We start from the raw sequence: 15,455 nt of genomic DNA on the forward strand, positions 1-15,455 counted from the left end.
TAGGCAACACTGAAAATCCAACTTCCAAATGGCATTAAAAGTAGTAATCGCACATAAAACCCGTTATAAATATGACCGAAGGGTCAATCTTTCTCCCCATATTTTTAGGTTGAGGCCAGCCCCTCATTGTAGGACGCCCATAGCGGCATATTCCATAAAGATAAAGCCGGAAACCCATTTTTTCAATTGGCAACAAGACCCTTTCGGAAATTATTTGGCACGTATAGTTTTTCCTGAAAAAACGGAAGAACTATCGGTAGAGGTAGAGATCATAGCGGATTTAAAGACCATAAATCCTTTCGATTTTTTTGTGGAGGAAGCTGTTGAGGAATTTCCCTTCGCTTATTCCAACGATCTGAAAAAAGAACTTATGCCTTATCTGGAAGTCACCGAAGACGGTCCTTTGTTAAAGGAATGGATAAGCAAGCTAGATCTGACCCCCATACGCACCATCGATTTTCTTACCGGTCTGAACCAGAAAATATACGAGTATCTGGATTATACCATACGCATGGAACCTGGGGTGCAGAGTTCGGAGGAGACCTTGGAACGTCGGTTGGGATCGTGTAGGGATTTTGCCTGGTTGTTGGTACAGACCCTAAGACATTTGGGATTGGCAGCGCGTTTTGTTTCGGGATACCTGGTCCAATTGAAGTCGGACGAAAAATCATTGGACGGACCATCGGGTCCGGAAGAGGATTTTACCGATCTGCATGCATGGGCCGAGGTCTATATACCAGGGGCCGGATGGATCGGTTTGGATGCCACTTCCGGACTTTTGGCAGGGGAGGGGCATATTCCCTTGGCATGTACCCCTTCGTTTGAAAGTGCCGCTCCGGTTTACGGATTGACCGATCCGTGTGAAACCGAATTTGAGTTCGATAATTCGGTAACCCGGATATTTGAATCCCCTCGGGTGACCAAACCGTATACCGACGACCAATGGAACGCCATTTATAATTTAGGCTTTGCAGTGGAAGAGGAACTACAGGCCAATGATGTGCGGCTTACCATGGGTGGCGAACCGACCTTCGTTTCGATCGATGATATGGAAGGGGAAGAATGGAATACCGCCGCGGATGGGGAAAACAAGAGGGAATTGGCAAGTTCCCTTTCCTTGCGACTGTTGGATGCTTTTGGGAAGGGTGGAATGCTGCATCATGCGCAGGGCAAATGGTACCCCGGGGAACCTTTACCCCGTTGGCTTATTGGGATCCATTGGCGTAAGGATGGTAAAACGATTTGGAAAGACCCCAAATGGTTGGCTTCTTTTACGGAAACCTATACGTTGCCCGAAGGTATTACAAGTACCTTCCTGCATACCTTATCGAAGAAATTGGCTTGTCCGGACAAATCCATTATACCCGCCTATGAAGATGCGTTTTATTTCTTATGGGAAGAAGGTAAACTTCCTGTGGATGTTGACCCAACCGAATATGACAAAAAAGATACGGCCTTAAGGCGAAAGCTGGGGGAAGTAATGGAACAAGGCTTGGGCAAAACCGTAGGGCACGTTTTACCGCTGGCAAAAAGCAATGGGCTTTGGATCACCAATACCTGGGAGTTCAGGGGGGGACATCTTTATTTAACGCCCGGAAACTCACCGGTAGGATTGCGCTTACCTTTGGAATCCTTACCCAAAGACCCCGAAGTGCCCTCAACACCAACGGCGGAACCCGAGTTGTTCGAACCAAAACCGGACCTAAAGGCCTATGGGGAAGAACTGCAAAAAAGATTGGAGGCGAAAGCGCCCATAACCACTTTGGAAAAACAGCCTTATGTACGAACCGCTTTATGTGCTGAGGTAAGGGACGATAAGTTGTTCCTTTTCTTACCGCCTTTGGACAGTGCAGAGGACTTTCTCGATTTGGTGGCAAGTATTGAAGCAACGGCAAAGGAATTGGAAGTGCCCGTAATTATCGAAGGGTACGAACCACCAAGGGACAACCGATTGGAAGTGCTTAAGATCACTCCGGATCCCGGGGTCATCGAGGTGAATGTTCACCCGGCAAAGAATTGGCAAGAACTTACCGCCAATACCTTTACTTTGTATGAGGAAGCGAAAAAATCGCGTTTGGGTACCGAGAAATTCATGTTGGATGGCAAACATACGGGTACAGGAGGGGGCAACCACGTTACCTTGGGCGGTACTACCCCAGCGGATAGTCCGTTACTCCGAAATCCCCAACTTCTTCGTAGTTTACTCACATTTTGGCAGCATCACCCTGGGCTTTCGTATTTGTTTTCAGGGGCCTTTATCGGCCCGACGAGTCAGGCTCCCCGTGTCGATGAAGCGCGACTTGAGAATCTTTACGAGCTTGAAATCGCATTTTCACAGATTCCCGATGATGAAGAAGTACCGTTTTGGTTGACCGACCGTTTATTCCGTCATTTACTGACCGATATTACCGGGAATACCCATAGGGCGGAATTTTGTATCGATAAATTATATTCCCCGGATTCTTCCTCTGGGCGGCTCGGTATTTTGGAGTTGCGTGCTTTTGATATGCCGCCACATGCCCAGATGGGACTTATGCAGATGCTTTTGGTGCGAACCTTGGTATCCTGGTTTTGGAAAAAGCCTTATAAGCATAATTTGGTGCGATGGGGTACCGAACTGCACGATAAATTTTTATTGGAACATTACGTCAAGGAAGATATCAAGGATATTGTTGGCCAGTTGAACGAGGCCGGATATCCCTTTAAATTGGATTGGTTCGATCCGTTTTTCGAATTTCGGTTCCCGTTATACGGTATGGTAGAGATCAACTCCATGCATATCGAACTGCGTATGGCCATAGAACCATGGAATGTTTTGGGGGAAGAAATGTCAGGTCGTGGAACGGCACGTTATGTCGATTCCTCCTTGGAAAGGGTGCAGATAAAAATAACCAACTTTATCAAAGAGCGGTATATTCTGACCTGTAACGGGGTGAAAATAGAACTGAGCCCGACCGGAGTCAAGGGGGAATATGTTGCCGGGGTACGTTATAAGGCTTGGGAACCATGGTCCGCATTACACCCAACAATCGGGGTAGATGTACCTTTGGTCTTTGATGTGGTGGATCAGTGGAATAAGAAATCCATTGGCGGATGTACCTATTTTGTAGCCCATCCAGGAGGGCGCTCTTATGACACCTATCCCGTGAACAGTTATGAGGCGGAATCGAGGAGGATCAACCGTTTTTGGGATTTTGGGCACTCCCAAGGAGAAGTGACACCGACGGAAACGGGCCCTATGACCATTTTTACGGGTAGGATGGTTGAACCTAAGGAAGCTTCCGGTATTTTTGAGTACAAAGAAGTTCCCGTTAATCATGAATACCCACATGTGTTGGATTTGCGAAAGAAATAATTCAATTATTATATGCCGATAACAAGTACCAACTGGTTAAGTAATTATATCACTGAATATAAGAATGACGAAATGTTCACCCCAAATAACGGGGTGAAACCGTATTGGAATAAGTTACTCACGGAATTTGATAAGTTGGGTGTCAACGGTTTGATGGCGCGCCAAAAAGATATCGATTGGCTGTTATCCGAAAATGGGGTCACCTACAATGTGTATAACGATCCCAATGGGATGCATCGCCCGTGGAACCTTAACGTAGTTCCATTTTTATTGCATCAGCGCGAATGGCAGACCATCGAGGTCGGTTTAAAACAACGGGCCGAATTGTTGAATTTGGTCCTAAAGGATATCTATGGGGAGGGTAACCTCATCAAAAACGGTATTGTTCCCTACGAAGTGATTTATGGTCACCGTGGATTTTTGAGGCAATGTGCGGGGATCGAATATCCGACCGATAAATTCCTTTCGATGTATGCCGCCGAATTGGCACGGGGTACAGACGGACGGTTATGGATAGTGAATGATAGGGCGGAGGCCCCTTCAGGAATGGGTTATGCCCTCGAAAACAGGTCAACGACCAGTAGGATCTTACCGGAGATGTATGCTAAAATGAACGTGAAGCGCATATCGGGGTTCTTTAGGGAATTGAACCAAATGCTGGTCGATGCTTCCCCAGTGAAAAAGGAGAACCCGAATATCGTTATTTTAACCCCAGGTTCCCGCAATGAGACCTATTTTGAGCATGCTTACCTCTCTTCCTTTTTAGGGTATCCTTTAGTGCAGGGCAATGATCTTGTGGTTAGGGATGGTTTCCTTTGGATGAAATCCTTGCAAGGACTCAAACGTATTGATGTCGTCCTCAGAAGGGTCGATGATGCGTATACGGATCCCTTGGAACTTCGTGAAGATTCCCACTTGGGGGTGGCCGGCCTGTTGGATGTGGTACGAAGAAAGAATGTTTCGATAATCAATCCCGTGGGGAGTGGGGTTATCGAAAACCCGGGGTTGATCCCTTTTATGCCTGCCATAGCCCGATATTTTTTCAATGAGGAGTTGATCTTGCCACAAATAGCCTCTTGGTGGTGTGGGCAAGAACAGGAAAAAAAATATGTATTGGACAATTTACCACAATTGGTAATCAAGAAAATAGACCGTACCAATAGGGAAAGTATACGCTTCGGGGAATTTTTGACCCAGCGGGAATTGAACGACCTTAAAAATGACATAGAACAAAGTCCGTATAGTTATGTCGCACAGGAAAAAATAAGCTTTTCCACCGCTCCGAATTTGGTCCAAGGGACTATTGAGTCCAGGAACTTGGTAACCCGAGCCTTCTGTATTGCCTCCGCTGGGGGGTATAGTGTAATGCCCGGCGGATTGGTCCGGGTAGCACCAGATCGGAAAACCGTAAGGGTCTCCAATCAAAGGGGGGGCACGAGTAAGGATTTTTGGGTTTTGGAAGATCGTCCCATCAAGGCAGATCAGCTTAGACATTGGCAAAAAAGGAGTCCGGTTGCCATATCGGGTTTAAAGGATTTACCTAGTCTTACCGCTGAAAACCTGTATTGGGCAGGTCGGTATGTAGGGCGTACCTTGGTCAACGCGCGATTTTTACGGATGGTAATGCGGCAAATAGCTTTGGTACAGAATAGGAACGAGACTCCCGATTCGGTGAAGCTCGAGGTCCTGTTCAAGGCAGTGACCCATTTAACGGGTACATACCCGGGTTTTGCTGAGAAAACCAAAGAAGGCAAATTGGCCATGGAAAATCCCATGGAAGAATTACTTTCGGTAATATTGGACAAGGATCGGCCCGGAAGTTTGGCGCATACCATAGCCATGTTCAGTAATTCCTATTATGCCATAAGAAACCTTTGGTCATCGGATATGTGGCGGGTTTTCGATAATATTCAAAAAACATGGCAAAGTTTCGAAGATAGTAACGATCGTTCGGTAAATAAGATTTTAAAAGTCCTCAACCAACTCATTACCCGTTTAATCGCCTTTATGGGATTGATAGAGGAAAGTATCTTGGTACAGCAGGGACTGCTGCTCTATTTTATAGGGTTGCAATTGGAACAAAGTATGCTCACCATCTCCAAATGTCGCTCCCTACTTACCATAGAATATGAGGAACAGGTAGAATATGACCTTTTGGAGTACCTTTTGACCAGTCACGAAAGTCTTAATATTTATAGGTACAGCTATCGGTCCTATATACAATTGGAGAATGTTTTGGATCTTGTGGTGTTAGACCTGGAATATCCCCGATCTTTGACCTTTATGTTGAACAGGATCCAGAAGGATATAGCCCGTTTACCCCATTCCCAGGAAGATCATTCATTGTGCAACTATCAAAAATATATTTTTGAGGCCTTCTCGAAATTACGATTGGCAGAATCCTCCCAATTGATCAAAACAAAATCGGGGTCCGATTTCTTTCGGGCCGATCTCGATCGCTTGTTGAAGGAACTCTCGGGGCTTTTGTACGAAACCTCAAAATCGATTACCAGCACCTATTTTAACCATACCGATAACCAAAATCAATTGGTTATGCAATCATTTCCTATTTAATATGGTTTTCAACGTTACGCATATTACGAAATATGAATATAATGCCCCTGTAAATTATTGCCATAATATGGCCACTTTAAGGCCAAGGGAATCTGAGGGGCAATCGCTGTTGGATTATAAAATCTTGATTTCGCCCGATCCTGCGGAAATTTCGGAGCGGATTGATTTTTTCGGGAATTATATTACCCGGTTTTCCATACAGACCGAGCATAAGATCTTGGAAGTGACCACCCAGAGTAAAATAGTGCGCGATTATATGCCGTATCGGGAATCTTTTTCCTCACAAGCTTGCAGGGGAGTTACCATGGAGGGGGCACTTATGGCCTTACAAAGTGCCGATGCCTCGGTGTTGGATGCCAAACAATACATTTTGGAATCGATTTTTATCAGACGTTCCGATGCGGGTATACGTGAATATGCCGAGGTTTCCTTCAAAAGGAACCGTTCGGTTTTCGATGCCGCTTTTGAGCTGATGCAACGTATTTATACCGATTTTAAATTTGTGCCTGGTTTTACCAGTATAGCTACCCCTGTTGCCGAGGTCATGAAAGAGAGGAAAGGGGTTTGCCAGGATTTTGCACAAATAGCCATTGCCTGCATCCGTTCGGTGGGGTTGCCTGCACGGTATATCAGCGGTTATATTGAAACCGTGCCTCCCGAAGGCAAGGAAAAATTGGTCGGGGCAGATGCCTCCCATGCTTGGTTTGCCATTTTCATTCCAGGGTTCGGGTGGGTCGATTTTGACCCTACCAACAATCTTATCCCCGCCGATCAGCATATAGTGGTAGGTTGGGGAAGGGACTATTATGACGTACCTCCTTTAAAAGGGGTGGTCTATGGTAGTGGCAAAAGTAAGCTTAAGGTGGCCGTTGATATTTCGGCAGTGGGGTAATCGTTGGGGCGGATTCAAGGTTTGTCCAAGGGCCATACCTTTCATGGCGTAAAAGGGTTGTCTGGCACTAAGATCCCATAAACAACGTGCCATTACTAAAGTAGGGTATTTTTGTGACCACGAAGAGGTGCCATATGGTACTCTAATTCATTCGTCCTTTGTTTCCGTCTTTGTCGTAAGATTGCTTATGGCGACCACTGCCCCAACAACAGCACCTGAAATTCCCATAATGAATTGCCCCATAAACATCAGCACAATTCCCCCTAATACCGCTATAATACCGAAAGCTGTGTTCACTTTCCCATAATTTATCTTATTCTTTACCATAATCCTGTTCTCAAAAGAGGTAATTGATTTCTTGTAATTGATGTTTTTGGTATCGGGTTATACACCCTTCTTATTGCTATTCCCATCCTCAAGTTAACGCATAGGCGGGTAATGGGGAATAGGTGTTTGCAAAGGTACGTAATTCGGATTTTCTTAGGGCAGTGGTACAATTCACATCCCTTGGGATATCAGTTTTTTGATCAGTACGATCTGTCCAAGATGATAATAACCGTGTTCTATCATCCCATTGATGTTTCTTTCGTACGTGCCGTATTTATGATCCACAAAGACATCCGACAACTTTTCTTCGGGCAGTTGGCCTATCGAGGTAACGAGTTGTTCCGTTTGCTGCCAAAAATCGGAGAGGAAACTTTCCCATTCATCCTGTGAACCCATAGGGGGGAAGTCAAAACTGAACTTGTCCCTTATTTCAAGTGGTCCACCTTGGAATACCTTTAAGACCCCTTTTAGGTAATAGTGGATGTGTTGGGCCAAATCAGCGATGGTATGCAAAGACCCTATTTGGGTGGTAGCTGTTTTCAAGTCCAAATTTTCCAACTGGTCTTTATAATTGGTATTCGCGACCCAAGTGCCGTTCAGGATGATTTCTTCAAGGCGAAGGGCGAGTTGGTTTGTGGTTTCCATAGGCTTTCGGTATTGATCATCATGCCTAAAGTTAAGGATTTTCATTGACCGTTCATTGGCCTTGACCGAGTAGAAGTACGCTCCAAGGGTGTGCCAAGGCGTATTTCACGATGCCCAAATGGGGAGCCTACTGCCGATAGGTTTAGAGATTGGTTGGTTCCGATTCGACTTCCACTTTATGTTTTTTGGAAAAGGAGTTCCGATTGTTTCCGTTGTAATAGCGGAGTTGGTCCTCTTTTTTATCTTTCCCACTTTTTAAAGGAAACACATAGCCATAAAGTATTCCGACAAAGATGCCGCCCCCGACAATGTTGCCAAGTGTTGCTGGGATGAGGTTGTTGATGATAAAAGTAGCCCAGGTAATGTCGGCCCCTTCAAAGATGGCCAAAGGAATAAAATACATATTGGCAATACTGTGCTCAAAACCCATGGTGACAAATGCCATTACAGGGAACCAAACCCCAAGGACCTTGCCTGTAGTGCTTTTGGCTGCCATACCTTGCCATACGGCTAAACAAACCAACCAGTTGGCTCCGATTCCTTTTAAAAAGGTCGTCAAAAAGGTATGACTTGTTTTACCTAAAGCCACATTATGGACCGTATTGATAAAAGGGGCTTCACTTACGATATGGGTCAAATGGGTTATGGCATAAGCCACAAAAATGGAACCGACAAAATTACCGACATATACCAATCCCCAATTTTTGAGCATATCGCTTACCGGTTGTTTTTTCGCAAGGATATTTGGAAAGAAATAAGCATTGTTCCCCGTAAAAAGCTCTGCCCCTGCGATGACCACGAGAATAAGGCCCAAGGGGAAAGTCGCCCCGAAAAGGAACTTTGCCATACCAGGGTTTTCCGCTGCTATACCCGGTGATCCACCTCCTACGATAATGGCCAACAAGCCGCCAAAAGCAACATATGCGCCGGCCAAAAAGGCTAATATCAACGTTTTTCTTTTAGGATATTTACTTTTGTTGATCGCTAGATTACTTACGATGTCTATTACCTCTTTTGGAGTGTTCATGGCTGTTGTTCAAAAAAATTCTAATTGATTTTTACTTCTTTAAAATAGTTGGCTAGGATTTTTGTGGCTTCTTCTATCTCTTCGGGGGTATTTTCCCTAGCATCTTTTAACTGATACTCCCAGCCCAAAGATTCCCATTTGTGTATTCCCAACTTGTGATAGGGTTGGATCTCGATTTTTTCAATGGTGCGGTAATCCTTGAAATGTTCCCCTAAGGCATGCAATAATTCCGGTTTGTTGGTTATGCCCGGTATCAAAACATAACGCAGCCACATAGGTTTGCCTGATTCCTCACGGTATTTGGCAAAGGTGAAGGTGGTTTCCTTGTTCCGCATTCCCGTTAGATATTCATAACCTTCTTCGGTCATATGCTTAATATCGAGCATTACCAAGTCGGCATGGTCGTCCAATAATTCCTTGGTAAAATGATTAAGGATACGGCCGTTGGTATCTATATTGGTATGGATCCCTTCTTCCTTTAATCTTTTGAATAATGGGATCAGCTGTTTGGATTGCAATAGGGGTTCCCCACCCGATACGGTTACACCACCTTTTTTACCAAAATAAGACCTCATATCCAAAGCCCGCGCTACCAGTTCCTCTACATCATATTCCGTGCCACCGGTCATTTGAATGGTATCCGGATTATGGCAATACAAACACTTTAGCTTGCAGCCTTGCAAGAATATGACCATGCGGATTCCCGGTCCATCATGGGTCCCAAAAGATTCAATGGAGTGAACGCTTAATTTGTTATCTGGTGTTTTGATATTTAGCTTTTTTTAGATCAAGCTTCCAAAAATTGCCTTCAAACAATTTGTGGAGCTTTCATTACTATTCAATTACATATGGTCTTACATCGATTCGTGGAACTCACTTATAATTACCCCCGATTGTCGTTCTTTTACCAATCGCACAGGGCTTTCGGTTTATAAGAATCCATATGTAAAAAAATAAAGCTGCAAATATAGTCAATTATCGCGTTAGTTGTTGGTGGAGTGTGCTGAATATAAAGGGTTAAGGATGTTGCCCTAGGGTATGGCCCTATGTGAAATGCATGTATTTTTTTGATTTTCTGAAAAGGCTATGGCTTTAAGCGCTTCTTTTGTTAAAGAAATCCAAATATTCTACGATTTTATTGCCTAAATGATAAATCGTAGGTGAAAATCATACCGAAGTTGGTTTTATAACCAACGACTTTGTTTTTGTTGTAGAACATCAAAGAAATGCACTGATAGCCGGTTTTGACTTGCATCGTATAAGCATCATAAAGGATGAGGCGACACATAATGCCCTATTTCAACACATAGGTATAGCGTGAAGATAAATAATTGGTTATCAGCGTTGCGCAGTTAAAAATGATCTAGGATTATGGACAGTTGTCGATTTTGGCATCGATCTGTTGCATTAAAGCCCAAAGGTAAATATGGTAATCTTTGGTATGATACCCCCAAAAGGGATAGTTGATATGGTCTGCCGCTTCTTCCAGATCATTGGGTCTTTGGTCATTGGGCAGGGGGTCATATTGAACCGTTAAGGCAACCTGGTGTACATCGTCCCTGCGTTGCCTAATCTTATAAAGGTCATTAAAGGCGATGAAGTTATTGCCGTTCCCTAAATTATAGCCCGCATTGGGCGTTATGTAATTTTGTAAAGGCTGTGATTGTTCATTGTAATAGGCATCGTCCTGTACAAACCAATCTTGATCGGCATCGAATTCCCTATAAACGAAGGCTTGGGCAATCAGATACGGATTGAATTCCGGTAAACCGTAGTTAATTTCGGGTATGGATTGTGTTTCGTCAAAGCTTCTCCAATTTTGAATGCAGCCGCACTCATCGGCAGTGGTACATAAGGGTATATTTTGCCACCAGCCTCCTTCATATTGTCCTTCTTCGGCATAAACATAGCCTATTCCCCCTAAAGCGGCCGTTACCAATTTATTCCGTAATACTTCGTCATTGTCAAAAACATCCCTTAACAATAGGGCGAGTAGGAACGATCCTTGGGAATGCCCTGCCAACAGTATTTTATTCCCGTTGTTGTAGTTTTCAAGGTAGTGTAAAAAAGCGGCTTTGATATCGCTGTATGATTCTGCGATCACCTCGGCCTGTATTTTCTTTTCTGTACTGTTGCCATACGTAATCCCTGTAGACTGCCTATAACGGGGTGCGAACATCCTACCATATTTAGCCAATAATCCGCCTTGCGCCAAAATCGTTAGCGATACTTGTACGGCATCCTGTTCCTCAATGGGAATCGTTCCGATACTACTGCTATTCTGTGTGGTAGTGAGAAGGGTTGGGTGTACAAAAAATACATCGGTACCCGTATCCGTTCCCGAGTTGTTGGTTATGGGAACCACATGGTCTACCTCGAGGTTTTCATCGATAACGGCAATGTCCAAGGCATAATTGGATAGTAGGGTCGTTTTTTGGGGATGAAAAGCCCAATTACCCAACGCGCTGTAATCTACCGTAGAAGTAGGGACTTCCATGGTTTCCTCCGGGGCACCCTGATAATCCTTGTCTTTTGAACAGCTAATGAAGGTAAAGAGAATAAAAGGCAATAGGATATTTTTAGCTTTCATGTTTATCTTGGTTAAAGCATCCCTCTTGATGTATTTTTAAAAGAGATCTATAAACAATGCATTGCATAAGTTGATATAATTGATGTACCTATAACGGTTTGATAGTTAATTTGTTGTAAAAAAACCAATGGACGTTCCCTTAGTGTAATCGGTGTATTTGTGTTTAGGTACAAAATGACAGTGCTCCTACAGCTGCCTATTGTCCTTGGGTTGGCATATCGGCCCTAAATTAATGGTAGCTCAAAATTAAGGGGTAAGACCCTGATTGGAAAAGGAAGTACGATGGTTCGGTAGGAAGGCTCCTTTACAAGGCGGTGTTTTTATCAATGATCGATCCATTCACCAAGAAAATGGGGACTGTACCCTTGACTTTTTCACTATTGGTTTTGTGCGCAGAACCTTGGGCACCACTTTTACAGCCGTAATCAAAATCAAGATCGCTGGGAAAAGAGGGGGTTTTGCGTTTTTCCAATTCCCTCTATCCCCCAGATTGGAACATGGGTTATCCTGGTTGAATGGCCCACGCCATCAATCGCCCCATCGTCTACATGGGCAATCTCCTAAATGGATTTCCAATACATAGAGTTGGTGTAAATATCATGGAAAAATAGGAAATTACCCCTTTGGTGGCATCAACAACAACCGCTACCGGGCGCACAGGAATTCGTCGCCTGTAATTCGGATAGTTTCCGTTTTGGTTTTTCGGCAGGAATGCCACATTGGTCTTTGGCCAAACAATCGGTCTGTTTGGTGGTCAATAGAAAGTGGGTGCCATCAAAATCCAAACCGAATTTCCCAATAGTATCCCCTTGATACTCCACTTCGATTTCAAGATCTTCGATACCTAAAACTTTTTCTGAAAGGTCTATGATATGCACCAGTTTTTCGGGATGCAATCTATGGTCGTAGTCATCGGCCTGCCAAAGTTGAAAATTCACCACTTCTTCCTTACGTACCGTACCACCGCAATCGATAAAGTTTTTGGTGACTTTTCCCACTTCGGTAACGTGAAAATGTCTTGGAACCAATGTTCCGTTCGGTAATTGAAAGGCAAGGGTATCCAAAGTTCCCAGGAGTGTTTTTATTTCTGAAAGTCTCATAGTTATGTATTTATAGTTCTTTTTTTAATAAGTTATCCATTCGTGTGGCCATATATAGCATTTCTTTTGCAATAGCGGTGGGATCTGAATAGGGTAAAGCTATCTTATTTTTTGATGCTTTGTCGTCATTTGCCCGCTCCAAATAGATCTTAAGGGTATTGTTTCCGTTGTTTTTTAATTGATTCACCGATTTCGGGGTAACCGTCCAACTGCCCGAACCATATTTTATTCGATACGATACCTGATTGTTTTTTGACACGTCTTTCACATTAAAGCCATATTCATTCAGTGCTTGCAAGCTGGGTATTGTTTTATTTTCCGGTGTTAGCCCTGCCGATTGTATATCGAACAAATCCCCATGCCCATAGTAAAATAAGCCGGTCTGTAGCCAAATCATGGCTAATTGACTGATTTCCCTGTTTTTGTTATCAATAAAGATTACCTGTCCGGTATTTTGCCCATGGAGTTTTTTGATCATTGTAAATGCGATTTGATCAAGGGCCTTTAGTCGTTCAACGGGAATCTCGGTAAATGTATTTCCGATAGCGACTACCGAATTTTGAATTTTATCCTTTAATTTTTGCGCATTGACCGTCTGAAGAAGACAAAGCAAGATGATTAGGGTAGGAATGGACATTTTTGTTTTCATGACTGTTGATTTTGATTGGCTATTATATTTAGATATTGCAATAAAACGATTAATTGTTCAAATTTTTTTAGCTATAACCGTATGACTGTAAATGTATGGTCTACAGGTACGGGAAGCTTAACTATCAGGGACTTGAAACCCATTTTTAAGGGATGTATTTCCTTAAAATCCAATCCCCATTCAACTACATTGTATCATTGCAATATTACGATTAAATATGGAGCATGCAAAAATATTTGAACATTTTTGAAGGAATTATGGATCGATGCCCTAGGTATGGCGTACCGAATGCAAACCGTCTATGGAATTCTTTTGTCTTGTGTACCGTTCTTTTTGGCATCACCTAGTAAGAACCAGAAATCGCCGGTTTATTTTTCTTTTCTTGAAACCCATGGTATGGGTAAGGGGGTCGAAGGTCACTCGGAAAGCAGTACATCATGGATAAGGAAATCGGGTTTTAACGGACTTGTCGTTTTTTTACCCAGACCACGGCCAAAACGAGCATTAAGAGAACGGCAACCGATGGGAGCAACCATACCGAATTGTCTTTAAGTCCATCTGCCTGGGTTATGGGTATTAATTCGCTCCCCGTAACCTTTAGGTTAAGCATGAAATCAGTGTCCTTAGTAAGGGAAAATCGATTTTTATCGAGTCCGTTTTTTAGGACGAACAGGATATTTTTACTGCGGTAAATACTCTTGAACACCGCATTTTTGAAGGTAACCGCATCTAGCTTGTCGGGACCTTTAAACTGATAGACCACTAAGGTTTCATGTCTGAGTTTTATTTGCGGATCTTTTAAGGTAATAGGGGGTAAGCCGTCAAAGGACAAGACCACATCCGATGCCAGAATACGCCCCATCAGTTCTTTGAAACCTTCCGGGGTGGAATAGCTATCTTGGGAATATCGGGCGTGTACTTCCTCTTCAAAGGCAGATAGGGCTGCCCGTATCTGTAGCATCCACATCCCGTTTTGTCCCTCTACCAAAAGCGAACTTGAATTTGTGGGGGAATGTGCAAAAACAATCGCATGGGATGCGATAAGGAAAAGACATGGGATCAGCCATTTTTTTAATGTATTAATCCACTGCATAAGCCCCTTTTAACCCGTTGATAAAATTATTGTTTCCAGCCGCATCCACATGATAATGGTAACCCCTTATGGCATCATAATGCCCTCTGGCTTCATCAAGATCGGTGGGTGCATTGCCATTTTTGTCCAATTGTCCGTAGATACCGATGCCATCCAAAGCGTATCCGATCAAGGCACTATGATCGTCATTTTGGTCAATGGAATGACTTACTCCCGTTGCGGTATGGTAATGGTATCCTTGGTGTACATTAATATGTCCTCCGGCGTCATCAAAAGGGGCGATGGTATACGCACTTAAAATATTGTTGACCGGTGCAGGAGCGGAAAATTCCACTCCGTTCAATGCGATACCCCTTGTGGATGGAGCTGTATTTTGGTCGTTTCCAGGTCCTCCCGGACCTCCAGGACCCCTTTCCCCATCAGGTCGGGGACCTCTTTCCCCATCGGGACGCTCAGGACGGTCACCGTTGTCGGGACGCTCAGGGCGATCGGGACGATCCGCTCCACCGGGACCTCCAGGACCACCGCCCCCATGGCCTCTTGAAAATAGGGTAAGTTCATCTTGCAACACCGGGGTTATGGGTATTAAATAGCTTTGGGTAACTTCGGTAATATAGGACGGTATACATTCTACACAAAAGTTTTGGTATTCCTCCCCGACATTCGGATTGGCGGCATTATTACAATCTTCCTCAGTTTTGGTAATGAATATATTTCCTTCGTCATCATACATTTGCCAAGTACTGTCCCCATAGAATTCGGACAGGTTTTCAATAAAAGCACCATCCACATCATAAACTTCCCCATTTTTTAGCCAAATACCCCCGGCTTCAGCATCGTCGGTAATATGCTCTGGGCACCATGGTCCCATTTGATGGTCGGATGGGGTGCTATTGGTAACGATTTTATAACACTCCGTTTCGGTACCATCCGAAAGGGTACATGGGACTTTGGTAAGGGTAACGCCATCGGTAAAGTTCGCTGCGGAGACATCCAGCGTCGCCATATCGGTATTATTATGGGTTGCTTTTTTACCGTTTTTACAGGAAGCTATTACGGTTGCTGCCGTAATGATCACTAATGATAATTTTCTAAACTCCATGTTCCATTCCATTTGCTGTTATTGATTTTACGAAAAATAAAAGGTGCGGCATTTACTATTTTGTATTGGGATTGGACGGCAAACTAAATCTTATGTGCCAA

Annotated in this window: 12 protein-coding genes; 3 read left to right on the top strand and 9 right to left on the bottom strand. The window is 43.8% G+C overall.

Features of this window, described 5'->3' with window-relative positions:
* The first annotated feature begins 28 nt into the window (after nt 1-28).
* The 3 genes from PHU20_RS18425 to PHU20_RS18435 are packed head-to-tail and all read left to right on the top strand — an operon-like array spanning nt 29 to nt 6,821.
* The gene (locus PHU20_RS18425; protein ID WP_274826885.1) at nt 29-3,355 is read left to right on the top strand and encodes a transglutaminase family protein; all 3,327 of its coding nucleotides are present in this window, start codon (nt 29-31) and stop codon (nt 3,353-3,355) included.
* A 12-nt stretch (nt 3,356-3,367) separates the two neighbouring features.
* Complete coding sequence (locus PHU20_RS18430) at nt 3,368-5,929, top strand: circularly permuted type 2 ATP-grasp protein (protein WP_274826886.1); 2,562 nt, start codon at nt 3,368-3,370, stop codon at nt 5,927-5,929.
* Between the two features lies 1 nt (nt 5,930).
* The gene (locus PHU20_RS18435; RefSeq protein ID WP_274826887.1) at nt 5,931-6,821 is read left to right on the top strand and encodes a transglutaminase family protein; all 891 of its coding nucleotides are present in this window, start codon (nt 5,931-5,933) and stop codon (nt 6,819-6,821) included.
* A 147-nt stretch (nt 6,822-6,968) separates the two neighbouring features.
* Here the strand turns inward: PHU20_RS18435 and PHU20_RS18440 are convergent, their stop codons facing one another.
* The 9 genes from PHU20_RS18440 to PHU20_RS18480 all read right to left on the bottom strand — a co-directional run bounded on the left by PHU20_RS18440 (nt 6,969) and on the right by PHU20_RS18480 (nt 15,366).
* Nucleotides 6,969-7,118: a hypothetical protein gene (locus PHU20_RS18440; RefSeq protein ID WP_274826888.1), complete on the bottom strand. Its 150-nt coding sequence runs from the start codon at nt 7,116-7,118 to the stop codon at nt 6,969-6,971.
* A 201-nt stretch (nt 7,119-7,319) separates the two neighbouring features.
* Nucleotides 7,320-7,793, bottom strand: a complete 474-nt coding sequence (locus PHU20_RS18445) for a DUF1572 domain-containing protein (protein WP_274826889.1) — start codon at nt 7,791-7,793, stop codon at nt 7,320-7,322.
* Between the two features lie 142 nt (nt 7,794-7,935).
* The gene (locus PHU20_RS18450; RefSeq protein ID WP_274826890.1) at nt 7,936-8,820 is read right to left on the bottom strand and encodes a formate/nitrite transporter family protein; all 885 of its coding nucleotides are present in this window, start codon (nt 8,818-8,820) and stop codon (nt 7,936-7,938) included.
* Nucleotides 8,821-8,840: 20 nt separating this feature from the next.
* Nucleotides 8,841-9,590, bottom strand: coding sequence for a pyruvate formate-lyase-activating protein (gene pflA, locus PHU20_RS18455; protein ID WP_274826927.1), 750 nt, complete (start codon nt 9,588-9,590; stop codon nt 8,841-8,843).
* 599 nt (nt 9,591-10,189) lie between these two features.
* Entirely contained in the window at nt 10,190-11,410 is a 1,221-nt protein-coding gene (locus PHU20_RS18460) for a DUF3089 domain-containing protein (protein WP_274826891.1), read from the bottom strand.
* A 632-nt stretch (nt 11,411-12,042) separates the two neighbouring features.
* A complete protein-coding gene (locus PHU20_RS18465; protein ID WP_274826892.1) occupies nt 12,043-12,510 on the bottom strand; it encodes a DUF6428 family protein in 468 nt (155 codons plus the stop codon).
* A 10-nt stretch (nt 12,511-12,520) separates the two neighbouring features.
* Nucleotides 12,521-13,159: a hypothetical protein gene (locus tag PHU20_RS18470; RefSeq protein WP_274826893.1), complete on the bottom strand. Its 639-nt coding sequence runs from the start codon at nt 13,157-13,159 to the stop codon at nt 12,521-12,523.
* Between the two features lie 457 nt (nt 13,160-13,616).
* Nucleotides 13,617-14,252 carry a hypothetical protein gene (locus PHU20_RS18475; protein WP_274826894.1) on the bottom strand — a complete coding sequence of 212 codons (636 nt, stop codon included), beginning with the start codon at nt 14,250-14,252 and terminating at the stop codon, nt 13,617-13,619.
* The gene (locus PHU20_RS18480) at nt 14,239-15,366 is read right to left on the bottom strand and encodes a YHYH protein (RefSeq protein ID WP_274826895.1); all 1,128 of its coding nucleotides are present in this window, start codon (nt 15,364-15,366) and stop codon (nt 14,239-14,241) included. The genes PHU20_RS18475 and PHU20_RS18480 overlap by 14 nt, the downstream gene beginning before the upstream one ends.
* Nucleotides 15,367-15,455: the final 89 nt, after the last annotated feature.

The organism is Maribacter polysaccharolyticus (assembly GCF_028882255.1).
GTDB classification, from domain to species: domain Bacteria; phylum Bacteroidota; class Bacteroidia; order Flavobacteriales; family Flavobacteriaceae; genus Maribacter_A; species Maribacter_A polysaccharolyticus.